27 protein-coding genes and 1 tRNA gene are annotated in these 21,722 nt (G+C 55.8%); 15 read left to right on the top strand and 13 right to left on the bottom strand.

The genetic code is table 11. The features are described 5' to 3' along the window. Positions 1 to 7 precede the first annotated feature (7 nt). A complete protein-coding gene (locus tag RHM56_RS08660) occupies positions 8 to 598 on the bottom strand; it encodes a cysteine hydrolase family protein (protein WP_322240507.1) in 591 nt (196 codons plus the stop codon). Between the two features lie 273 nt (positions 599 to 871). Between RHM56_RS08660 and prmB the strand changes: the two genes are divergently transcribed. Continuing rightward, entirely contained in the window at positions 872 to 1,780 is a 909-nt protein-coding gene (prmB, locus tag RHM56_RS08665) for a 50S ribosomal protein L3 N(5)-glutamine methyltransferase (RefSeq protein WP_322240509.1), read from the top strand. Between the two features lie 155 nt (positions 1,781 to 1,935). Next, positions 1,936 to 3,816 (top strand): glycoside hydrolase family 3 protein, encoded by a 1,881-nt coding sequence (locus RHM56_RS08670; protein WP_322240511.1) that lies wholly within the window; start codon positions 1,936 to 1,938, stop codon positions 3,814 to 3,816. 29 nt (positions 3,817 to 3,845) lie between these two features. Here RHM56_RS08670 and RHM56_RS08675 read toward each other — a convergent pair whose 3' ends face one another. Together RHM56_RS08675 and RHM56_RS08680 are read right to left on the bottom strand one after the other, a co-directional pair. Next, on the bottom strand, positions 3,846 to 4,637 hold the full coding sequence (locus RHM56_RS08675) for a hypothetical protein (RefSeq protein ID WP_322240513.1): 792 nt from the start codon (positions 4,635 to 4,637) through the stop codon (positions 3,846 to 3,848). 59 nt (positions 4,638 to 4,696) lie between these two features. Then, positions 4,697 to 5,695, bottom strand: a complete 999-nt coding sequence (locus RHM56_RS08680; protein ID WP_322240515.1) for an alpha/beta hydrolase — start codon at positions 5,693 to 5,695, stop codon at positions 4,697 to 4,699. A 142-nt stretch (positions 5,696 to 5,837) separates the two neighbouring features. Here RHM56_RS08680 and aroC point away from each other — a divergent pair, with 142 nt between their 5' ends. From aroC to mtnC, 5 genes are all read left to right on the top strand, one after another. After that, entirely contained in the window at positions 5,838 to 6,929 is a 1,092-nt protein-coding gene (gene aroC, locus RHM56_RS08685; protein WP_322240516.1) for a chorismate synthase, read from the top strand. 34 nt (positions 6,930 to 6,963) lie between these two features. Further along, a complete protein-coding gene (locus RHM56_RS08690; protein WP_322240518.1) occupies positions 6,964 to 8,112 on the top strand; it encodes an MFS transporter in 1,149 nt (382 codons plus the stop codon). Then, on the top strand, positions 8,109 to 8,729 hold the full coding sequence (locus RHM56_RS08695) for a methylthioribulose 1-phosphate dehydratase (RefSeq protein ID WP_322240520.1): 621 nt from the start codon (positions 8,109 to 8,111) through the stop codon (positions 8,727 to 8,729). Before RHM56_RS08690 ends, RHM56_RS08695 begins: the two co-directional genes overlap by 4 nt. Before the next feature lie 103 nt (positions 8,730 to 8,832). Continuing rightward, complete coding sequence (locus tag RHM56_RS08700; protein WP_322240522.1) at positions 8,833 to 9,378, top strand: acireductone dioxygenase; 546 nt, start codon at positions 8,833 to 8,835, stop codon at positions 9,376 to 9,378. 9 nt (positions 9,379 to 9,387) lie between these two features. Continuing rightward, positions 9,388 to 10,071, top strand: a complete 684-nt coding sequence (mtnC, locus tag RHM56_RS08705) for an acireductone synthase (protein ID WP_322240524.1) — start codon at positions 9,388 to 9,390, stop codon at positions 10,069 to 10,071. 130 nt (positions 10,072 to 10,201) lie between these two features. Here mtnC and RHM56_RS08710 read toward each other — a convergent pair whose 3' ends face one another. Continuing rightward, positions 10,202 to 10,480 (bottom strand): DUF3509 domain-containing protein, encoded by a 279-nt coding sequence (locus RHM56_RS08710; RefSeq protein WP_322240527.1) that lies wholly within the window; start codon positions 10,478 to 10,480, stop codon positions 10,202 to 10,204. A gap of 327 nt (positions 10,481 to 10,807) precedes the next feature. On the opposite strand from RHM56_RS08710, the gene RHM56_RS08715 reads away from it, so the two are divergent. The 5 genes from RHM56_RS08715 to RHM56_RS08735 all read left to right on the top strand — a co-directional run bounded on the left by RHM56_RS08715 (position 10,808) and on the right by RHM56_RS08735 (position 15,695). Further along, on the top strand, positions 10,808 to 11,329 hold the full coding sequence (locus RHM56_RS08715; RefSeq protein WP_322240531.1) for an ankyrin repeat domain-containing protein: 522 nt from the start codon (positions 10,808 to 10,810) through the stop codon (positions 11,327 to 11,329). Between the two features lie 70 nt (positions 11,330 to 11,399). Next, the gene (locus RHM56_RS08720) at positions 11,400 to 11,930 is read left to right on the top strand and encodes a hypothetical protein (protein WP_322240534.1); all 531 of its coding nucleotides are present in this window, start codon (positions 11,400 to 11,402) and stop codon (positions 11,928 to 11,930) included. A gap of 84 nt (positions 11,931 to 12,014) precedes the next feature. Continuing rightward, positions 12,015 to 12,206 carry a PLDc N-terminal domain-containing protein gene (locus RHM56_RS08725; RefSeq protein ID WP_019407854.1) on the top strand — a complete coding sequence of 64 codons (192 nt, stop codon included), beginning with the start codon at positions 12,015 to 12,017 and terminating at the stop codon, positions 12,204 to 12,206. Positions 12,207 to 12,412: 206 nt separating this feature from the next. After that, positions 12,413 to 13,288, top strand: a complete 876-nt coding sequence (gene speE, locus RHM56_RS08730; protein WP_322240539.1) for a polyamine aminopropyltransferase — start codon at positions 12,413 to 12,415, stop codon at positions 13,286 to 13,288. Between the two features lie 325 nt (positions 13,289 to 13,613). After that, the gene (locus RHM56_RS08735; RefSeq protein ID WP_322240542.1) at positions 13,614 to 15,695 is read left to right on the top strand and encodes an LTA synthase family protein; all 2,082 of its coding nucleotides are present in this window, start codon (positions 13,614 to 13,616) and stop codon (positions 15,693 to 15,695) included. A gap of 67 nt (positions 15,696 to 15,762) precedes the next feature. Here RHM56_RS08735 and RHM56_RS08740 read toward each other — a convergent pair whose 3' ends face one another. Then, positions 15,763 to 15,915 (bottom strand): DUF3309 family protein, encoded by a 153-nt coding sequence (locus RHM56_RS08740; protein WP_322240546.1) that lies wholly within the window; start codon positions 15,913 to 15,915, stop codon positions 15,763 to 15,765. Between the two features lie 194 nt (positions 15,916 to 16,109). On the opposite strand from RHM56_RS08740, the gene RHM56_RS08745 reads away from it, so the two are divergent. Both RHM56_RS08745 and csrA read left to right on the top strand, forming a co-directional pair. Further along, positions 16,110 to 16,442 carry a YnfA family protein gene (locus RHM56_RS08745; RefSeq protein WP_322240549.1) on the top strand — a complete coding sequence of 111 codons (333 nt, stop codon included), beginning with the start codon at positions 16,110 to 16,112 and terminating at the stop codon, positions 16,440 to 16,442. A 175-nt stretch (positions 16,443 to 16,617) separates the two neighbouring features. Continuing rightward, the gene (gene csrA, locus RHM56_RS08750) at positions 16,618 to 16,821 is read left to right on the top strand and encodes a carbon storage regulator CsrA (protein WP_322240552.1); all 204 of its coding nucleotides are present in this window, start codon (positions 16,618 to 16,620) and stop codon (positions 16,819 to 16,821) included. Here csrA and RHM56_RS08755 read toward each other — a convergent pair. The 8 genes from RHM56_RS08755 to RHM56_RS08790 all read right to left on the bottom strand — a co-directional run bounded on the left by RHM56_RS08755 (position 16,818) and on the right by RHM56_RS08790 (position 21,394). After that, positions 16,818 to 17,045: a YheU family protein gene (locus RHM56_RS08755; protein WP_322240555.1), complete on the bottom strand. Its 228-nt coding sequence runs from the start codon at positions 17,043 to 17,045 to the stop codon at positions 16,818 to 16,820. The genes csrA and RHM56_RS08755 overlap by 4 nt on opposite strands. A 99-nt stretch (positions 17,046 to 17,144) precedes the next feature. Continuing rightward, on the bottom strand, positions 17,145 to 18,137 hold the full coding sequence (locus RHM56_RS08760) for a glutathione S-transferase family protein (RefSeq protein WP_322240557.1): 993 nt from the start codon (positions 18,135 to 18,137) through the stop codon (positions 17,145 to 17,147). 88 nt (positions 18,138 to 18,225) lie between these two features. Continuing rightward, positions 18,226 to 19,209 (bottom strand): glycosyl transferase family protein, encoded by a 984-nt coding sequence (locus tag RHM56_RS08765; RefSeq protein ID WP_416194908.1) that lies wholly within the window; start codon positions 19,207 to 19,209, stop codon positions 18,226 to 18,228. Between the two features lie 14 nt (positions 19,210 to 19,223). Further along, the gene (locus RHM56_RS08770) at positions 19,224 to 19,559 is read right to left on the bottom strand and encodes a TusE/DsrC/DsvC family sulfur relay protein (RefSeq protein WP_322240569.1); all 336 of its coding nucleotides are present in this window, start codon (positions 19,557 to 19,559) and stop codon (positions 19,224 to 19,226) included. After that, positions 19,556 to 19,855: a sulfurtransferase complex subunit TusB gene (tusB, locus tag RHM56_RS08775; RefSeq protein WP_322240570.1), complete on the bottom strand. Its 300-nt coding sequence runs from the start codon at positions 19,853 to 19,855 to the stop codon at positions 19,556 to 19,558. Before tusB ends, RHM56_RS08770 begins: the two co-directional genes overlap by 4 nt. After that, entirely contained in the window at positions 19,855 to 20,217 is a 363-nt protein-coding gene (tusC, locus tag RHM56_RS08780; protein WP_322240571.1) for a sulfurtransferase complex subunit TusC, read from the bottom strand. Before tusC ends, tusB begins: the two co-directional genes overlap by 1 nt. Before the next feature lies 1 nt (position 20,218). Further along, positions 20,219 to 20,611: a sulfurtransferase complex subunit TusD gene (gene tusD / locus RHM56_RS08785; RefSeq protein ID WP_322240572.1), complete on the bottom strand. Its 393-nt coding sequence runs from the start codon at positions 20,609 to 20,611 to the stop codon at positions 20,219 to 20,221. 111 nt (positions 20,612 to 20,722) lie between these two features. Then, complete coding sequence (locus RHM56_RS08790; protein ID WP_322240574.1) at positions 20,723 to 21,394, bottom strand: Bax inhibitor-1/YccA family protein; 672 nt, start codon at positions 21,392 to 21,394, stop codon at positions 20,723 to 20,725. Positions 21,395 to 21,568: 174 nt separating this feature from the next. Here RHM56_RS08790 and RHM56_RS08795 point away from each other — a divergent pair. After that, positions 21,569 to 21,659, top strand: a tRNA-Ser gene (locus RHM56_RS08795). Positions 21,660 to 21,722 lie beyond the last annotated feature (63 nt).

Below are 21,722 nucleotides of genomic sequence, written 5' to 3' on the forward strand. Positions count from 1 at the left end.
GATCAGATCAAATCAGATTTTTAGTCAGGGTCAGGGTGGCGAAGTTGTCGTTCATGATCGCCATCTCGGTTCTTTGCACATCTGCTGCTTTGATGATGCCGTCAGGCGTCGGCAGGTCCCGGGTGGCGCAAGCGTCTTCGACCAGGGTGCAGCGGAAGCCGTAATCTTTGGCTGCACGCACAGTGGTGCTGACGCTGGAGTGGCTCATGAAGCCGCAGACGATCAAATCCAGGTGACCCTGTGCCTCCAATGTAACTCGCAGGCGGGTGTCGTTGAAGGCATTGGGCATGCGCTTTTCAATGGTGACTTCATCGGCAATTGGCTCAAGCCCTGCGATGAACTCACCTCGTGGGCCTTGCGGGTCGAACATGCCACCAACGGTGCCCAGGTGGCGAATATGGATCACCGGGCGTTTTGCCTTGCGGGCGGCTTCGAGCAGAAGGGCAATGTTGGCGGTCGCTGCGTCTATACCGGACAGGGCCAGCGGGCCGCTCAGGTATTCCTTTTGCGCATCGATGATCAGCAGGCTGGCATTGCTCAAATTAGCGGCGGCATAACCACGGCCAGTGAGTTGAAACATCGTCTTTAAAGCGGACATTCGGGGGCTCCTTTGAGTGGGGCTTTTGCGACATTCTCCACTGGCAGAGCGTTTATGTGAATGGCCAGTCGTGTAAGCCACGCCGTTGTTGGCCTACAGCGATGTCAAGGACGATCGGTCGAGCGAGTAAACCTACGAAACGGAGCGTTATTCAGATTTTTGGAGTGCACGAGGCGTGCTGGATAAGGGCGTTTTTTTGACCGCCGGGCACAACTTTAGCCGCGTCAGAATTTGGCTGTTAGAATCACCGGTCGATTTTGAGGAGTAAGACCGTTGATCACTTCCCGCCTGCGCACATTGCGCGACCATATTCGCTGGGCCGTTAGCCACTTTCATGGGGAAGATCTGTTCTTCGGGCATGGTACCGACAACGCCTGGGACGAAGCCCGTCAACTGGTGCTGGGGGCATTGAACCTGCCTTGGGAAATTGCGGACAGCTACCTCGATTGCCGTCTTGAAGACGATGAATTGGTTAACCTGCAACATTTGCTAAAACGTCGGATTGAAGAGCGCGTACCGACGGCTTATCTGTTGGGCGAAGCCTGGTTCTGTGGCATGTCGTTTATTGTTGATGAGCGCGTGTTGATTCCGCGTTCACCGATTGGTGAACTGATCGAAAACCGTTTTGAACCCTGGCTGGCGGCTGAACCTGCACGCATTCTCGACCTGTGCACGGGTTCGGGTTGCATCGGTATTGCCTGCGCGTATGAGTTCCAGAATGCCGAAGTAGTACTGGCCGATCTGTCGTATGAAGCGCTTGAAGTGGCCAACCAGAACATCGAGCGTCATGGTGTTGATGAGCGCGTTTACACGGTGCAAGGCGACGGTTTTGACGGCTTGCCGGGCCAGCGTTTCGACCTGATCGTGTCCAACCCGCCGTATGTCGATGCTGAAGATTTTGCCGATATGCCAGCCGAATATCAGCACGAACCAGAGTTGGGTCTGGCGTGTGGCGATGATGGTTTGAACCTGGTTCGCCGGATGCTGGCAGAAGCCGCAGATCACCTGACCGAGAAAGGGTTGTTGATTGTTGAAGTGGGCAACAGCCAGGTTCATGTTGAAGCGTTGTACCCGGAAGTTGACTTTGCCTGGCTTGAGTTTGAACGCGGCGGACACGGCGTGTTTATGCTGACAGCAGAGCAATGTCGTACGCATAAAACGCTGTTTTCTGAGCGAATCTAAGCGCTACAAATTCTGCAATATCTCTGCACGTTTCGATGAGCCAAAACTCGATACATTCGGGATCTGTTGGGCGTTGAGTTAACCACGGTGGGCAGGCATTTCATCCAGTGCCTGCCTGACTTGATGCCCGTAATCCGATGTTACGAGTATTCGTCATGGCTAAAAACGATATCAACGATCTACCCCGTTCCGTTCCCCTTGAAACCCTGGAAGAGCGCGCTCGACGTATCGTCGCAGGGATGACCCTGCGCGAAAAAATCGGCCAGAAAATAATAATCGCGTTGCGCTACTGGTGCCCGGAAGAGCAGCCGCTCTGCGTGTTGGGCATGACCGAGTTCAATACGGAAATTGGCGACGCTTTGCGCGACAACGCCATTGGTGGGGTCATTTTGTTTTCTGACAATCTGCGCACCCTTGAGCAAACCCGATTGCTGATCGATCATTTGCGCGGAGTACCGCCATTGACCAGCGAGCTTGGCTTGTTGGTGGGGGTGGATGAAGAGGGCGGAACGGTCTTTCGTTTGCCGCGTACCCAATCCACGGTGTTCCCCGGCAATATGGCGTTGGGTGCGGCTTATGAGGCTACTGGCAATGACCAATTGGCCTATGACCAGGGCGTGGTGCTGGGGGCAGAAATCGCCGCCCTGGGCTTTAACCTGAATTTTGCCCCGGTGGTCGACGTCAACAGCAATCCGCTCAACCCGGTGATCAACGTGCGGGCTTATGGCGACGATGCACAGGCCATCAGCCTTTTGGGCCGTCGCACGCTGCAAGGCATGGCCAGCCAGGGTGTGATCGGGGCGTTCAAGCATTTTCCGGGGCATGGCGACACCGCGACCGACTCGCACTATGGTTTGCCGGTGGTGAGCAAGTGCCGTGAAGACGCCTACGCAATCGACTTGGCTCCTTATCAGCAGGCGATTGTGGCGGGCGAAGCGCCTGAAATGATCATGACCGCGCATATTCAATACCCGTCACTCGACAGCACCACAGTGTCTACCCGCTCCGGCGAGCAAATGATTGCGCCGGCGACCATGTCGCGCAAAATCCAGCACGACATTCTGCGGGGCGAGTTCGGTTTTCAGGGCGTGACCGTGACTGATGCCATGGACATGAAGGCCATTGCCCAGTTCTTTGAACAGGCCGACGCGACGATCAAGGCCTTCAAGGCAGATGTCGACATTGCACTGATGCCTACTGAATTTCGTACGGCCAGCCAGCGGCACGTGCTGCCGGAACTGATTGATCGGGTGGCGGCGGCCGTCGAGGAGGGCGAGATAGATCACCAGGAACTGGATGAGTCGGTGTTGCGTATCGTGTTGTTAAAGCTGCGCAACGGCATCACCGCGCAACCCTCAGGCCGGCCGCAACCGGAATTGAGCGTGATCGGCAGCCCGGCGCACCGGGCGATTGAGCAGTCCATCACTGCCAAATCCATCACCTTGATCCGTAATCAATGCGCGATCTTGCCGCTGCAGGGGCAGTGCAAGCGCATTTTTATCCTGATGCCTCTGCGCGAGCAGGCAGAGGCCATTCGCCGACGCTTTGTCGAGAACGGTTATCCGGTGATGCTGCTGAGCAGCGCAGTGCTGGGAGCCTTGTCCTGGGCTGAACTTCAGCAGGCGCTTGATGGGGCAGACACGGTGATCCTCGGGACGGCGTCAACTCGGGTCAGTGCGGTTGTGCGCAATGGCGATCCACAGGCCGAGGGGCCGCACAGTAAGTTGCAATGGATGCGCTTTGCGCTGGAGTACGCCAAGGCGCGCAACAAGTCGGCCATTCACCTGTCTCTGCGTTCGCCCTATGACGTGGTGAACGTTGACGACCTGGCCGATGCCACTCTGGCCACCTATTCGTCCCATGGTTATGACGCGGGTTTGCGTGGGCCATCTCTGCCCGTTGCCGTGGATGTGATGCTGGGGCGCCAGGCACCTGTGGGGCGTTTGCCCGTAGCCATTTATGCGCCTGGCGAAGAGGGTGCGCCGGGACCCTTACGATATGCGCGAGGCTTTGGCCTCGATTACCCCATGCCTTGAGTGACCCGCAGCGGCTGCTGGTGATGCGATCAACGATGGGTCGCAATCCAGATCAGCAGCCCTGCCTGAAACACCGCGAAAGCGACGAGGCAGGTGATGGTGAAGCGCAAACCCGTGTCTTCGCGCTGGTACTTGCTGATTTTTTCGTCTTTTTCGCGCAGCTTCAGTTCTTTCTCCTGCAAGTGCTGTTCGGCTTGCTGGAGCATCTGAGCGGCGTCGAGAATCTCGATGAACTGGATTTTGTCGCTGTTCCAGGTGGTGTACAAATCCCCTATTACCCCCGCTTCAATGCGCGCCTTGCGATGCAGGGCATCTTCATAGACCACGTCAAATCCCTGCGTGCGCAAGCAATGGTCGCGGCGCAAGCGCATGTCTTCGCTTAAAGCGTCCTTGGTGGGCAGGTCCAGGCTTTCAAAACGATAGCGCGAGGCTTTTTTTTGCGCCCATTGCACGCCTCGAGCCATCAGAAAGCGTCCGATGCCACGATTCAAGGGGTCTACCAATAGGCCGCGCTCGGGATTGATGCTGACGCGTTTTTCAGCATGGTCGAGCCAGATATCGAGTTGGTTCTGTTCTTTGTGCACGTGTTGACCGGGCAACTCGATGCTCAGGCGCAGCAAGCTGAGCTCTTTGTTATGGCGCTCGGCATAGCCCAATTGCACAAAGCGCAAGGGGCGCGCGCCGGTGCTGCGGTCTGTTTGCAGAGGGGCCAGCCGCAGCATCCTGAAATGCTCGGGTTGCACGTCAGCCCAAGGCCGCGGGAGCGCCTCGGGCGTTGCCGGCTCTTCAGAGCCGGCGGGTTGTGATGGGGTGTCGCTCATAACGGCTGAATCCTGTGCAAGCCCGATATGTCGGCCAAATCAAGGCAGCCGACAATGACTTATCGGCCGTTATGCGTAGGACTGGAGGGTTGAGCGGCGTTCACTTTTGCGATGAAACGCACAATTCGATCACCGACTTCCCCCGCCAGGCGCTGGTTGGGGTCGTTGTAGGACAATATCTGGCGTTTCATGTCCATGGGCACGATGCGCATCACATGGTTCATGCCATGTACCAAGGTGAGCGCTGCATCCGGTTTGGCCGCCTTGAGCAGGCGCGCATCTTTGACGTCGACCTGAATGTCGTGGGTGCCCTGAATAATCATGGCGGGCATCTTCAGTGCACTAAACGCGGCAGCAGGGTTAACACGCAGCAAACTGATCAAGTAAGGCTGCACGCTGGGGCGAAATACCACCTGAAGCTCAGAAGGTACATTGTCATCAGCCTGACCCGCTTCAAGGCTGCTGATCAGCTCAAAGCTGCGCTTGAGCAAGGCGGGGGGCAGGTTGTTGCGTTGCAACTGCTCGCGCAGTACTTGGCCGACCGGGCGTCCGGTGCCTGCAATGGAGATGACCCCGGCAGCATTGATGCGCGGTGCAGCGAGGGTGGCGACAAGCGCACCTTCACTGTGGCCCAGCAAAAACACTTTGCTGAAGCGCGGGTCGCTTTTGAGCTTGTTGCCCCATGCCACGGCGTCGTCGACGTATTGGTCGAGAGTCAGTGTACGTTCGTCTGGCGCGGCAGCCAGGCTATGCGCAATGCCGCGTTTGTCAAAGCGTACGCTGGCAATGTTGTTTTGTGCCAAGCGCCAGGCCAGCTTTTTCAGGCTGTCGTTGCGTCCTCCTTGGGAGTTGTTGCCATCACGATCAGTTGGCCCGGAGCCTGCAATTAGCAGCACCACCGGCACCGGTTTGTCACTCTTGGGCAGTACCAGCGAGCCGTAAAGCGTGCCCGAGCCGGTGTCCAGCTCAATGGGGCGCAGCAATACATTGGACTGTGGGGCCGCAAAGGCCTGAGTACCGAACAGGGTTAGAACGAGGAGGAGTATTCGCAGCATCATTACGCCATCATTGTTTGAAGTGCCGGTTGCACAAAACCGGATGAGTAAGGTTGGAGGATGAACTACAGAGGCAGCCTGCGTATACTGGCGCGCTTAGTTATCCAAGCTTAGTTTATAGGCTGATTTTCACGGAGCGCCCTGAATGTCCGGCAATACCTACGGCAAGCTGTTCACTGTCACCACCGCTGGCGAAAGCCATGGCCCGGCGTTGGTCGCCATTGTAGATGGCTGTCCGCCTGGCCTGGAGCTGTCTCTTGAAGACTTGCAGCGTGACCTGGACCGCCGCAAACCGGGCACGAGCCGCCACACCACGCAGCGTCAGGAAGCCGACGAAGTCGAAATCCTGTCGGGCGTGTTTGAAGGTCGCACGACCGGTTGTGCCATTGGCTTGCTGATCCGCAACACTGACCAGAAGTCCAAGGACTACTCGGCCATCAAGGATTTGTTCCGTCCTGCCCACGCTGACTACACCTATCACCATAAATACGGCGAGCGCGATTATCGCGGAGGCGGGCGCAGTTCTGCACGTGAAACTGCAATGCGTGTAGCGGCAGGCGCCATCGCCAAAAAGTATCTGGCGACCCAGGGCATTGTGATTCGTGGCTACATGAGCCAGTTGGGGCCGATTGAAATCCCGTTCAAAACCTGGGACTCGGTCGAAGAAAACGCCTTTTTCAGCCCGGACCCAGACAAGGTGCCAGAACTTGAGGCCTACATGGATCAACTGCGCCGCGATCAGGATTCGGTCGGTGCCAAAATCACCGTCGTCGCCGAGGGTGTGATTCCGGGGCTGGGCGAGCCGATTTTTGACCGTCTGGACGCCGAACTGGCGCATGCACTGATGAGCATCAACGCGGTCAAGGGCATCGAGATCGGCGCCGGTTTTGCCAGCGTTGCCCAGCGCGGCACAGAACACCGTGATGAGCTGACACCAGAAGGTTTCCTCAGCAATAACGCGGGCGGCATTCTGGGCGGTATTTCTTCGGGGCAGCCGATTGTTGCGCACCTGGCGCTCAAACCGACGTCGAGCATCACCACACCGGGCCGTTCGATTGATGTGAACGGCAACCCGGTGGATGTCATCACCAAAGGTCGCCATGACCCGTGTGTCGGCATTCGTGCCACGCCGATTGCTGAAGCCATGATGGCGATCGTGCTGATGGATCACCTGCTGCGCCATCGCGGACAAAATGCCGACGTGCGCGTGAGTACGCCTGTGTTGGGGCAATTGTGATTCAGGGGTTGTTGAGCGCTATGGTCTGACAACGATGGCGCCTCTTCCCTACTGGCGATTGTCGGGGTTCTATCTTTTCTACTTCGCCTTGCTCGGTGCTACAGCGCCTTTTCTGGCGCTGTACTTCCATCATCTCGGTTTCTCCAGTGCACGGATTGGCGAGTTGGTGGCCATCCCGATGCTGATGCGCTGCGTGGCCCCCAACCTGTGGGGCTGGCTGGGGGACTACACCGGCAAGCGCCTGCTGATTGTGAGGCTGGGCGCGCTCTGCACCTTGCTCGGTTTCAGCCTGATTTTTATCAGCAAGAGCTACGCCTGGCTGGCGCTGGTCATGGCGCTGCATGCGTTTTTCTGGCACGCAGTGTTGCCGCAGTTTGAAGTCATCACCTTTGCCCATCTGCGTGAACAACCCGAGCGTTACAGCCAGGTGCGCTTGTGGGGCTCGATCGGCTTCATCATCACGGTGGTGATTCTGGGCCGCCTGTTTGAGTGGCTGAGCCTGGACATCTACCCGGTGGCGCTGGTCGTGATCATGGCCGGGATTGTGTTGTGCAGCCTGTGGGTGCCCAATGCCCAGCCCGCGAGACTGGGGCGCAAATCCCACGAGGGTGGCTTTATAAAGCAACTGCTCAGCCCCGGTGTGCTGGCGTTTTATGTCACCGTCGCGCTCATGCAAATGAGCCATGGCCCGTATTACACCTTCATCACCTTGCACCTTGAGAGCCTGGGTTACAGCCGAGGTGTGATCGGCATGCTGTGGGCCTTGGGGGTGGTGGCTGAGGTGCTGATGTTTTTGGCCATGCGCCGCATTCTGCTGAAGTTTTCGGTGCGCCGCGTATTGATGGCCAGCTTTGCGTTGGCCGCCTTGCGCTGGCTATTGCTGGGGTCTTTTGCTGAGTACCTGTGGGTATTGCTGCTGGCGCAACTGATGCATGCTGCAACCTTCGGCAGCTTTCACGCGTCTGCCATGAGCTTCGTGCAACGTAGTTTTGGCCCCGGCCAGCAAGGGCAGGGGCAAGCGCTGTATGCCACCCTGGCAGGAGTCGGCGGCGCGGCCGGTGCACTTTATGCCGGTTACAGCTGGAACACACTTGGTCCGACTATCACCTTTAGTATGGCAAGCCTCGCAGCGCTGGCTGCAGCCGTTATCATCGCAACTCGATTGCAAGAGGACAGGGCATGAGCCTTACCCGTGAACACTTGAGCCTGGAAATCATTGAAGCCGGGCGCTTTTTATATGGTCGTGGCTGGTCGCCAGCCACCAGCAGCAATTACTCGGCCCGGCTGTCAGCCACCCAAGCGCTGCTGACAGTTTCGGGCAAGCACAAGGGCCAGTTGGGCCTTGATGATGTACTGGCTACCGATTTGTCAGGCAACAGCCTGGAACCGGGTAAAAAACCTTCGGCCGAGACGTTGCTGCACACACAGCTTTACAGCTGGCGCCCGGAGATCGGCGCGGTGTTGCACACCCATTCGGTGAATGCCACGGTACTGTCGCGTTTGACGCCGGGCGAGAGCATCGAGTTTGAAGATTACGAATTGCAAAAAGCCTTCAGTGGCGTCTCGACCCACGAGTCGACAGTGCGTGTGCCGATTTTTGACAATGACCAGGACATCGAGCGCCTGGCAGCCAAGGTTCAGCCTTGGCTGGATGCGCACCCCGATTGTGCGGGTTATTTAATTCGCGGCCACGGCCTCTACACCTGGGGCGCTCGCATGAGTGATGCTCTGCGTCAGATCGAGGCTTTCGAGTTCTTGTTTGAATGCGAGTTGAAAACTCGCGCTGTGCTCAACCGTTAACGCTGACTTCACTGCGAAGAAGCTCACCGCCTGATTTAAACGGTCTGCCTGAACGGTTTGGAAAACACCGAAAGTGCACGCCGAAGCCGAGGAATTACGCCCCATGAGCAGCCTGTCCGTTTACCACGTATCGAGCCCGGACTTACCCAACAAGGTGTTGACTCACTTTGATGACATCGCCTCCACACTGGCCGAACAAGGCGTGCGCTTTGATCGCTGGCAGGCGGCCACCCCTATTCAGCCGGGGGCGAGCCAAGACGAAGTGATCAGCGCCTATCGGGTTCAGATCGACCGACTTATGACTGAGCACGGTTATGTCACGGTCGACGTGATCAGCCTTAACAGTGACCACCCGCAAAAAGCCGAGTTGCGCGCCAAGTTCCTTGATGAACATCGTCATGGCGAAGATGAAGTCCGTTTCTTTGTCGCGGGCCGTGGGCTGTTTACTTTGCACATAGGTGATTTTGTTTACGCGGTGCTGTGCGAAAAAAACGACCTGATCTCCGTCCCCGCCGGCACCCCGCACTGGTTTGACATGGGCGAACACCCGCATTTTGTGGCTATCCGGTTGTTCAACAACCCTGAGGGCTGGGTCGCGAACTTTACCGGCGAAGACATCGCCAACCGTTTTCCGCGCCTCGAAGACTAAGGAACCTGTATGCCGATCAAAGCTATCCTGACCGATATTGAAGGCACCACCAGCGCTGTCAGCTTTGTGTTTGACGTGTTGTTTCCGTATGCGGCCAAACACCTGCCCGAGTTTGTTCGCGCGCACGCTGAAGATCCGGAAGTCGCGAAGCAGCTAGGCGCGGTACGTCTGGACAGTGGGGAGCCCGAGGCGGACGTTGAGCGGGTGATCGAGATCCTTCAGCAGTGGATTGCCGAAGACCGCAAGGCCACGCCGCTTAAAGCGTTGCAGGGCATGATCTGGAAGCAGGGTTATGAGGCTGGCGAGCTGAAAGGGCACGTGTACCCGGATGCGGTGAGTGCGCTCAAGGCCTGGCATGAGCAGGGGTACGACTTATACGTGTATTCGTCGGGTTCGATCCAGGCTCAGCAATTGATCTTTGGCTGCTCTGAGGCGGGCGATTTGACCCCGCTGTTCAGGGGCTATTTCGATACCACTTCGGGGCCCAAGCGCGAAGCGCAGTCGTATCGACACATTAGCGAAGCGATTGGCTGCCCGGCGAGCAACATCCTGTTTTTATCGGACATCGTCGAGGAGCTGGATGCGGCGAAAGAAGCCGGCATGCAAACCTGCGGCCTGGCGCGAGAAGGCGGGGAGTTGCGTGGGCATGCTACGGTCAGCAGTTTTGCCGACATAGGCCCAACTTCTGTTTAGTTCACGCAGGTTGCGCTGAGATGAATGCCTCGTAGGCGCTGACAAGGCACGAAGGCTGCGCTCTTTTCATCTACGACACAGGTCGTCAATGTCAAAAGATCGCAGCCTTCGGCAGCTCCCACAGGGCCTTTCAGCGGCTGTGATAAGTCGGCAGGGCAAAGCGGTGCTGGCTTTGCAGCAGGGAGATCGATGGCAATTCACTGGCAGTGCCAGCCAGGTCGCGACGAATGGCGCTGATCACCCATGTCAGTTGTTCTGCTGTGTGCAATTGCGCGTAAGAAATAGAGCGTTGGGTCTGTGTACCTTCGCTGTCACGCAGCGTCAGCAATACGCCGCCATCCGGGCGAGGTTTTACGGTGACGGTGTGGTTCGAGAACAGAGAGGCGAATTTTTCTTGGATCAGGCTCATGTGATTCAGCTCCATTAGCTCATGAAGGGCTTGCATGGAGTAGAGATTGCAGCGATTGTGCCATCATCGGATTTTTATAAAATCCTTATAAATCAATATCTTATAATTTTACGTAAATATGCTTCTCGTGCATTTTGCATGAATGGCCATCGTGCATCCTGCATTTTGCCCACTTGTGCTGTAGCGGCGTCGCGTATTGTGCGGATGTTTACCCTGCTGAAGCTTGTTGATTGATTGTCTCTATGGATCTGTTGAGCAAAAAAGGGATGACACAGTGGGCCGCTCTCACGAAACTATGTTTTTTTTGTAGCCAACGTGGAGCCTCACATGTCAGACGACAAGCCAGCAGATCAACAGCGGCAGATGACCCCCGAGCAAGCGGCCGACTTTGCCGAGCAGGTGTTCAACAAGGCTCGCGAAGGCGACGCGGCGATGCTGGCGGCTTTGCTGAGTAAAGGTTTGCCCGTTAATTTGCGCAATCACAAGGGCGATACCTTGTTGATGCTGGCCAGTTATCACGGGCATGTCGATGCCGTTAAGGTGTTGTTCGAACACAAGGCTGACCCCGAAATTCGCAATGACAATGGCCAAAGCCCGATTGCCGGAGCTGCGTTCAAAGGCGATCTGGAAATGGTCAAAGCTTTGGTTGAAGGGGGAGCAGAAGTTGAAGGCGCTTCATTTGATGGGCGTACCGCGTTGATGATGGCGGCGATGTTTAATCGCACCAAAATCATTGAGTACCTGGTCAGCAAAGGTGCCGATCCGAAAGCCAAGGATGCGAATGGCATCACCGCGCTGGATGCAGCCAGGACTATGGGTGCAACCGACAGCGTCGATATGTTGGGCTGATTGCATGCCCTTGAGGCGCGCAATTGATATATCCTGCGCGCCCTCAATTTTCCTTGTGACAGGCCTGCCCATGAAAAACACTCTCGTTGAACTCATCAGCAAAATCAGCTCTGGGTGCATGGGCGACGACGAAATCGCAAAAATCGCTGATGAAGCGGCTCAGGCTTACGCCGATCAGGATGGTTTTCTGGCTGCTAACCCAGACATCAACTACGACGATACCTTTCCTATTCCGTTGGGCGAGTGGGTGGTCATCGGCAGCTTGCCGGAAACTGTTTTGTTTCAGGCCGACACGTACATGGATCTGTTTGCGCAGATCGTCGCCTCGTTTGGCCCGGGCGTAGCCTTCAATATCAAGCCTAAACAGCTGGCCAAGACCGAAGCGTTGACTGCACTTAACCGCATCCAGATCCAGATGGGCAGCATGAACCCTGAAAAGGGCGGCTATGTACTGATGAACCTGAGCCAGCCATTGGACGACGAGATTCAACTGGTGCTGGTCTATGGCCAGGACGTCCCTCGCGTGCTGGAGTTGTGCGCTGAAGTCGGTATCAGTGCCGCCCCTTCGCTGGAAGCTTTGAAAGTAGCCGTCCACGTTTGATGGTGTCGCGCCTGCAATAAAAAACGGAACCCTTGCTGAGGCTGGCTATCCTAAGTGAACACGCACTCACTCGGGAGCATCATCATGGGTTCGACGTTTAACGGCCTGATTGGCCTGATTATTCTGGCGCTGGATATCTGGGCCATTATTAATGTGCTCAAAAGCGGCTCTGAAACCGGGATGAAAATCCTTTGGGTGCTGTTGATTATCTTCTTGCCGGTGCTGGGGCTGATCATCTGGGCCATTGCCGGACCGCGGGGCAATGTCCGCATTTAAGCCATCAATCAGCGGGCTGTGACGGCTTAATTGTCTCCGTCCGCTGAGTTTGTCAGCGTCAAGGTTCGACCTGTCATGCTCGTCGACGTAGAATGCGCGCCTTTCTTGGGCAGTTGAACCCGCGTGCCGCGACAGTGGCAAACGGCTCGGCTGTCGATCATGGGCGGGTGACCGTCCGTTGCCACCAGCATTCAAGGGGACTTCCCATGACCGAAGTGCTTAACACCGACTATCTCGAAACCCTTTACGAAGGCTATGGCCAGCGTTTTCGCATGGACAAGTTGCTGCATGAAGTACGCACCGAGCACCAGCATCTGGTGATTTTCGAAAACCCAGTGATGGGCCGGGTCATGGCGCTGGATGGCGTGATTCAGACCACGGAAAAGGACGAGTTCATCTACCACGAGATGCTGACCCATGTGCCGATTCTGGCGCACGGCACGGTCAAGCGTGTGCTGATCATTGGCGGTGGCGACGGCGGCATGTTGCGTGAAGTGACCAAGCACTCTGGTATCGAGCACATCACCATGGTCGAGATCGACGGCACGGTGGTAGATATGTGCAAAGCGTTCCTGCCCAACCACTCCAAAGGTGCCTACGACGATCCGCGCCTGAATCTGGTGATCGATGACGGCATGCGTTTTGTCGCGACCACCGAAGAAAAGTTCGACGTGATCATTTCTGACTCCACCGACCCGATTGGGCCGGGTGAAGTGCTGTTCTCTGAAAATTTCTATCAAGCGTGCCACCGCTGCCTGAATGAAGGCGGCGTATTGGTGACGCAGAACGGCACGCCGTTCATGCAATTACAAGAAGTCCAAACCACCGCCGGGCGCATGCGCAGCCTGTTCGCCGACTGGCACTTCTATCAAGCGGCCGTTCCAACTTACATCGGCGGCGCGATGACGTTTGCCTGGGGCTCGACGAATAGCGAGTACCGCAAGTTGCCACTTGAAACCCTGCGTCAGCGTTTCGCCGGCAGTGGCATCGTGACCCGTTACTACAATCCGGAAGTACACATGGGTGCTTTTGCTTTGCCGCAATACGTTTTGCAGGCCATCAACAAACCAAGCAACAGCTAAAATGTCGTAACAATAAGCAAGGGCCGAAAGGCCCTTTCTTATGTTTCAAAATATGCTGTGCACGAAATTTTCACGTGCTGTTTAAGACAATTTGCATGCAGAATTTCGGCTCTACAGCTTTTATAAAGGCACTTGTCTGGAGTTTTCAGATAAACGCAGAGCCAAACTTTGGGTGTTAAATGGTGCGGCATCAGTGGAAAAACACCGATGATCGTGCATCATTTGCTCGCCCGCGCATGACAACTTGGCACGTGCGCCTATCAGCGCAGGTGCTGCTCATGTACAGAAAGCCACTTCAACTTGAACCAATGGGTCCTACAACGACATGGCAAACCCGGACGCCCTAAGACAACAGAACGCTGCCTCGCGTCTGTTGCAACCGACCGTCAAATCGCATCTGGCGTTTACGCTGCTCAGTGCCTTGATCATGATGCTGATGTTTACCCTGTTGCGGGTGGCATTGCTGGTTTACAACCGGGAAATGATCCTCGATACCCCGGCCTCGACGTTCCTTGAAGCATTCGCCAACGGCCTGCGCTTTGACCTGCGTATCGTGGTTTACCTCAGTATTCCTTTGCTGCTGGCGCTGCTCAGTGCGCACGCCATGAAGTGGCGTGGTGTCATGCGCTTCTGGCTGACAGCGGCTTCCAGTCTGGCGCTGTTTTTGGGCCTGATGGAAATGGACTTCTATCGTGAGTTCCACCAGCGCCTCAACGGGCTGGTCTTCCAATACGTGAAGGAAGACCCGAAAACCGTCATGAGCATGCTCTGGTACGGCTTCCCGGTTGTGCGTTATCTGCTGGCCTGGGCCGTGGGCACGGTAATTCTGTATTTTGCCTTCAAAGGTGCCGATCGCTTGACCCGCTCGCAGACAACTGCGGCCGCTGCTGCTGGCACCAAAGGCGCTGTAGCGCCGTGGTATGCGCGTACTGCGGTGTTTGTGGTGCTGTTGCTGGTGTGTGTGGTCGCCGCTCGCGGCACTCTGCGCCAAGGTCCTCCACTGCGTTGGGGCGATGCCTACACAACGGACTCCAACTTCGCTAACCAATTGGGGCTTAATGGTTCCTTGTCGCTGATTGCAGCGGCGAAAAGCCGTTTCTCGGACGAGCGCAGCAATATCTGGAAGGCCACGCTGCAGCAGCCTGAAGCTCAACAGGTCGTGCGTGACATGCTGTTGACCGAGCACGACAAACTGGTCGATCCGGACACCGCAGCTGTACGTCGTGATACGACGCCACCCGCGGAAAAAACCCTGCCGATCAAGAACGTTGTCGTCATCCTGATGGAAAGCTTTGCTGGCCATTCAGTGGGCGCGCTGGGTCGTCCCGGGAATGTCACGCCCTACTTCGACAACCTGTCTAAAGAAGGCTTGCTGTTTGAGCGCTTCTTCTCCAACGGCACGCATACCCACCAAGGCATGTTCGCCACCATGGCGTGCTTCCCGAACCTGCCAGGTTTTGAATACCTGATGCAAACCCCGGAAGGCAGCCACAAGCTGTCCGGCCTGCCGGAACTGCTGAGTGCGCGCAAGTTTGACGACGTGTATGTGTACAACGGTGATTTCGCCTGGGACAACCAGTCAGGTTTCTTCAGTAACCAGGGCATGACTAACTTCGTTGGTCGCAACGATTTCGTGAACCCGGTGTTCTCCGATCCTACGTGGGGCGTGTCCGACCAGGACATGTTCAACCGTGGCCTCGAAGAGTTGAAGAAACGCGAAGGCAAAGAGCCGTTCTATGCGTTGCTGCAAACCCTGTCCAACCACACGCCGTACGCCTTGCCGACTCCATTGCCGGTTGAGCCTGTGACCGATCGCGGGTCGTTGAACGAGCATTTGACTGCGATGCGTTATTCGGACTGGGCATTGGGTCAGTTCTTCGAGAAAGCGCGTAAAGAACCGTACTTCAAGGAAACCTTGTTTGTGGTGGTCGGTGACCACGGTTTTGGTAACGAGCAACAGATCTCTGAAATGGACCTTGGGCGCTTTAACGTTCCGTTGCTGTTGATCGGGCCGGGCATCCAGGAGAAGTTTGGCGCACGGGTTGACACCGTGGGCACTCAAATCGACGTTGTCCCGACTATCATGGGCCGTCTGGGTGGTGAGTTCCGTCAGCAATGCTGGGGCCGCGACCTGCTGAACTTGCCGGAAGGCGACAAGGGCACAGGCGTGATCAAGCCATCGGGTAATGATCAGACGGTGGCCATCATCAATGGCGATCATCTGTTGGTTCAGCCTAAAGATATGCCTCCCAAGGTTTGGCAGTACAACCTCGGTGCTAATCCATCAGCTAAAGTAGTGACCGATTCGCCAGACGAAGCGGAGCTTAAAAAGAAGCTCGAAGCTTTCTTGCAGACGGCGACCAAAAGCTTGCTGGATAACACGGCGGGTGTAGCCGATCCAAAGTAAGTCATCGTTCAATAAAAAAGAGACCTTAGGGTCTCTTTTTTATTGGAGGCAATAACGTTTCGCAGCGCTAGATTTTGCCGAGCAAGACCAATATCAACAGCACAATTAGTACGGTACCGATAATGCCGGACGGACCATAACCCCAGCTTTTTGAGTGAGGAAAGACAGGCAGTCCGCCCACCAGCAGCAAGATCAGGACGATCAGAAGAATCAGGGTCATGACTATTTCCTCATTGAGTTATTCCAGAATGCGCGGCGTCCAGTGGGTGTTTTAATCACGGTCGGTGCGCTCTTATAAAGTCCGACTTGTTCCGTGCAAGAAAAATTCAATTTTTATTCATCAAATAGTTGGACCTTGCCTGGTCATTAGCACGCGGGTAGGGTGGCGCGCTTGCCTATCGAAGGACGTATCGCATGCTTAATTATGTTTGGTTTTTTTTGGCAGCACTGTTTGAGATCGCTGGGTGTTACGGGTTCTGGATGTGGTTGCGTCAAGGCAAGAGTGCGTGGTGGGTGGTGCCCGCAGTCTTGAGCCTCGCAGTATTTGCCTTGCTCTTGACCAAGGTTGAAGCGGCTTATGCAGGGCGGGCGTATGCGGCCTATGGCGGAATTTACATCGTGACGTCCATCGCCTGGCTGGCGGTTGTAGAGCGTGTTCGGCCGCTGGGTTCCGACTGGATTGGCCTCGGGCTGTGTCTGATTGGCGCAACGATTATCTTGTTAGGGCCACGTTTTTCAACGTCATGACAGATTTTTACCTTTGAAGGCGCGTATTCGGCAGCCGATATGTAGGATTTTTAATTTTTGCTTGTAGGAATAAAGACTCAAATATGTAGGCTTTGGATGAATTGATTTGTAGGGATTGAAGTAGCATTTTGCGCGGTTCAGTCTTTGTGGCCACCCACCCCAGAGGATGAAAGCCATGCAGGTATTGAAGCGCGTAGTCGGCGAACACTTTTCAATTGGCGAAGACATTACCGTGAGAGTGATTGGCGTAAATGGCAGCCATGTTCGATTGGGCATTGAAGCCCCCAAGAGTGTCAGTGTTCACCGGGCTGAAGTTTATGACCGGATAAAAAACCAGCATGCCGGGCGTTTGACTATCGAGCCCCTTGTTAAGCGTTAATCAAACAACTCTTTTGGCACGGCGTGTTTAGGCATCAACTGGCATTGCTGGCTTTCAAGGTCGAAGAAAATAACGGCCTGCCCTTTGCTCAGGGCTTGGCGGACACGCAGGACGCGCGTCTCTTGAGATGTGTCATCGCCATTGTCGGTGCCATCACGACTGACAAAGTCTTCAATCAGGCGGGTGAGGGTGTCAGGTTCAAGCTGGTCGTAAGGGATTAGCATGGCAAACTCTCGTAAACAGTGCGGGCGATGCTACTGGCCTGACGCGCGTGCGGCTAGTCCTGTAGCGTCGTACCCGCATTGATTTTATCCACGCAGGCACTATTGCCAGATACCGCTGCCTGCCAGTCGGCCACGATCATGAGGGGTGGTGAAATCCAGGGCCGGACCTTTGGGGATGATGCCTGTAGGGTTGATCGTGCGGTGGCTGGCGTAGTAGTGGCCTTTGATGTGGGTAACGTCCACGGTTTGGGCCACGCCCGGCCACTGGTAAAGCTCGCGCAACCAGTTGGAGAGGTTTGGATAGTCGGCGATGCGGCGCTCGTTGCATTTGAAGTGGCTGTAGTACACCGCATCAAACCGAATCAAGGTGGTGAATAGTCGTACGTCGGCTTCGGTCAGGTGCTCGCCAGCAAGGTAACGATGCTGTGCCAAGTGAGTTTCCAGATGCTCAAGTTCACGGAATACATCCGTAAATGCTTGTTCATAAGCAGGCTGTGACGTGGCAAACCCGGCACGATAGACCCCGTTGTTGAGTGCGGGGTAAATGCTGTCATTCCAGCGATCGACTTCAGCAGTCAGCTCTTGGGGGTAAAAGTCCAGCGTGTTGCCGGTCAGCTCATTGAAAGCACTGTTGAACATGCGAATGATGTCTGCGGACTCGTTACTGACGATGCACTGGCGTTGCGTGTCCCAAAGCACGGGGACGGTGACGCGGCCGCTGTAGTCAGGTGTGTCCCGAGTGTAACGCTGATGCAAAAAGCTCAGTTCGTTCAGGCGGTCACCTGTCGAGCCAAAGGCTTTGTCGAAGGTCCAGCCGTTTTCCAGCATTAACCAACTGACCACTGAGACGTCGATCAGCGATTCGAGGCCTTTGAGTTTACGAGCGATCAAGGTGCGGTGGGCCCACGGGCAGGCGAGAGAGACGTACAGGTGGTAGCGACCTGCTTGCGCTGCAAAGCCGTCTGTACCTGTTGGTCCGGCCAAGCCGTCGGCAGTTACCCAGTTGCGACGCTGTGCCTGCTCGCGCTGGAAGCTGCCGTCTTTGCTTTCGTACCACTGATCATGCCAGCGTCCATTAATCAACAGGCCCATAGACTGCTCCTCGGTCGTTTTGCTTTGGCGTCCAGTCTAAAGGCCTGAGTTCGAACGAATAGCGCAAAACGTGGGCTTTAACGATCGATTAAATCGATTTGTTGCGATTGTCCCAATAACGCTGAGCCAATTCGAACGCTTGCTCTCGCGGCGTACCCAGCCCGCGTAACGCCAGGGCCATGGTCGAGAGCAAGGCCAGTTGCGGGTAACTGTCCTCAACCTCGCCACGCCACAGTGCTTTAAGGTGTTCGGGATCAAGCGAAGCAGGCTTCACATGGCGCTGAGCGGACAGTGCAGGCCACTCTTCGTCCCAACTGACGCCTGCCGTCGTGCCATACAGATGGCTGGCTGAGTCGGGGTTGATTTCGATTTCGCCGCCATCGCCTTTGACCACAATGCTGGTGTCGCCCAGCAAGCCGCTGGCCTCACGGTGCACGCTCTGGTAGCCAGGATGGAAGATGCTCTGCAGGCCGCAACGCGCGCCGAGCGGGTTCAGAATGCGGGCTAATGAGTGAATCGGCGAGCGCAGGCCAAGGGTGTTGCGCAAATCAATCATGCGCTGCAGTTGGGGGGCCCAATCCTGCAGTGGAATGAATGCCAGATTACCAGTCTCTAGCGCGGCTTCAACACTTTGCCAGTCGCGGCACAGCGGGATAGCCAGTTCGCCAAGCAACTGCTCGCTGTACAGTCGCCCAGCTGTGTGGGCTCCGCCCCCGTGCATCAAAATACGCACACCATTTTGCGCAAGGCATTTGGCGGCCAGCAGATACCAAGGCAAGTGGCGCTTTTTACCTGCGTAAGTTGGCCAGTCAATGTCGACATTGATCTCGGGCGCTGTCAGACGCTCACGCACGGCCTCGGTGAAGCCTGCCAATTCCTCGGGGCTTTCTTCCTTATGTCGTAGCAACATCAGGAAAGCGCCCAGTTGCGTATCCTCAGCCTTTTCGTCAAGCAGAATGCCCATCGCCTCACGAGCTTCTTCGCGGGTCAGATTGCGGGCGCCACGTTTGCCCTTGCCCAAAATGCGCACGAACTGCGCGAAAGGGTGTTCAGCCGGTGTTTCGAGGGTCAATGCAGACGCAATATTCATAGGCAATTGGTTGGCTTTGGCAGGCCCGCCAGCTTGGCGGCGAGTTTGGCAGGAGTGCCATTGAACAGGCGGTTGAGGTGCATGCTGTTGCCTTTCTCAGGCCCCAGCTTGAGCGCTGTGTACTTGATCAGCGGACGCGTCGCTGGCGATAGCTCGAACTCCTGATAAAAGCTGCGCAGCAGTTCAAGGATTTCCCAGTGGTCGGGGCTTAACTCAATGTGTGCCTGTGCCGCCAAGGCTTCAGCCACCTCGGCAGACCAGTCATTGAGGTCGAGCAAATAGCCGTCTTTATCCAGCGCTATTTCTTTACCGTCGAGGGGGAGCGTATTCATAGCCAGCTGTTGACCTTGTCATAGCGAATCGACAGTTCGACGAAGCCTGGATAGTCAACGCAGGTTGCCCACGGCGGGCATTCAATGCTGCGCGCTAGCAGGTCCTCTTCGAGGACAAAGAGCGTGAGTGTGTCGCTCTGTTCTTCAAGGCCTTTAAGAATGCTGCTCTGAGGCTGTAAAGCGTAGACCGCATCGCCGCAGAGCAACAGCGCGTCTTTAGTGCTCAGTATGCGTAAGCAGCTGCCTAGACGCGTGTCTGAAAAGGGTGAATGACTCAGGACGTGTAGGGTAGACATCAGAGGGTAATCACTTGATCAAAACGGTCAATAAGGATGCGAACGCCATCTGCTGACAGTGTTTCTACGTCATCTACGGCCAGACCTGTGGTCGAAATCCCACGCTCGGCCAAACTGTGGTGACAGGCATACACCTCATCAACCCCAAACATCGACAAGGCTTGCAGATTGGCCATGAGGTTCTTTTGTTGCAGTGCGGTGGCGTTTTGTTTTGGCACAAGCTGAAACACGCCGTCGTCCATGAACATCAGGCCAATCGGCAAATCAAATGCGCCGCCCGCCAGCACAATGTCTAGCGCTTCTTTAGCACTTGGGCCCGACCAGGGAGCCTGACGGCTGATAATCAATAGCGACTTAGGCATCTCAAGGCCCTCCGAAGCAGATCAGTCGATCAGCTGATTGAATAGCGTCGTGTAACTGCCCCAGGCCAGACAATTCCCACGGCGCTTTCAAATTGACTGCCGAACGCTGATAGCGCGCAGATTCGTCCTCGTCCAGCACCCCGCGGCGCAGAGCTGCGGCAATACACACCACACCATCAAGCTGGTTGTGGCTCACAAACGCAGCCCACTGTTGCGCGAGGTCTTGCTCATCTTGTGGCGTGACGACATTGCTCGAAGCGCTGTGAACACCGTCTTGATAAAAGAACAGCCGCACAATTTCGTGACCGCTCGCCAACGCTGCCTCGGCAAAACGCAGAGCGCGGCGAGAGGAGGGCGCATGGGCCGCTGAATAAAGGGCAATGGCAAATTTCATGGTGGGGCTCTGTCAGCAAATCTGCGGCAATGATAAAGCCAGATGCCTAAAGATGCTTGCCGCGGGCAACAAAAAGCCCGCCGAAGCGGGCTTTTGTGTCGCGATTGTCAATCAGTCGTCGCGGCTCATGATGCCGAAAATCTGCAGCAAGCTGATGAACAGGTTGTAGATCGATACATACAGGCTGATGGTAGCCATGATGTAGTTACGCTCGCCGCCATGAATAATGGCGCTGGTCTGGAACAAGATGCAGACCGAAGAAAACAGCACGAAGCCAGCGCTGATAGCCAGTTGCAGGCCGCTGACCTGAAAGAAGAAACTTGCCAGCGTAGCGCCCAGCAGGACAAAAAAGCCCGCAGTGATGAAACCACCCAGGAAGCTCATGTCCTTGCGAGTGATCAGCACATAAGCAGACAGGCCACCAAACACCAGAGCCGTCATGGCAAATGCCGAACTAACCACCTCAGCGCCGCCCTGCATGCCCAGGTAGCGGTTAAGGATTGGGCCCAGCAAAAAGCCCATAAAACCGGTCAGGGCAAAGGCAGACACCAGACCCCAAGCCGAATCGCGCAGCTTGTTGGTCAGGAAGAACAGCCCGTAAAAGCCGATCAGCACCACGAAAATATTGGGATAACCGACACGCATCTGCTGCGCGACATAAGCCATCACACCGCTGAAAGCGAGAGTGAGTGCCAGTAAACCGTAAGTGTTGCGCAGGACGCGGCTAACCTCTAGCTGCTCGGCCTGCACGCTGCTATTAACTGCGTAATCCTGTTCGCGCATGGCGAAACTCCTGTGGTTTGAAATGTTAAGTAGCAAAGATCATAGCAGAGGCTCTGAAACAAGCGATCAAGAGAGTTTGACAACGTGTTTCATTCGGGTATTATGGCGCCCGCAACAACGTTAGGGGGTGTGGCCGAGTGGTTACACGCTACATACCTAACATCAGCAGCATCCGGGAAATTGGCAGAGTGGTTGAATGCACCGGTCTTGAAAACCGGCGTACGTTAATAGCGTACCCAGGGTTCGAATCCCTGGTTTCCCGCCAAACTCAATAAAATCAGGGCCTAGAGCGATCTAGGCCCTTTTTTGTGCCCCGATATTGCTCTCC

The organism is Pseudomonas sp. CCC3.1, from assembly GCF_034347405.1.
Lineage (GTDB): Bacteria > Pseudomonadota > Gammaproteobacteria > Pseudomonadales > Pseudomonadaceae > Aquipseudomonas.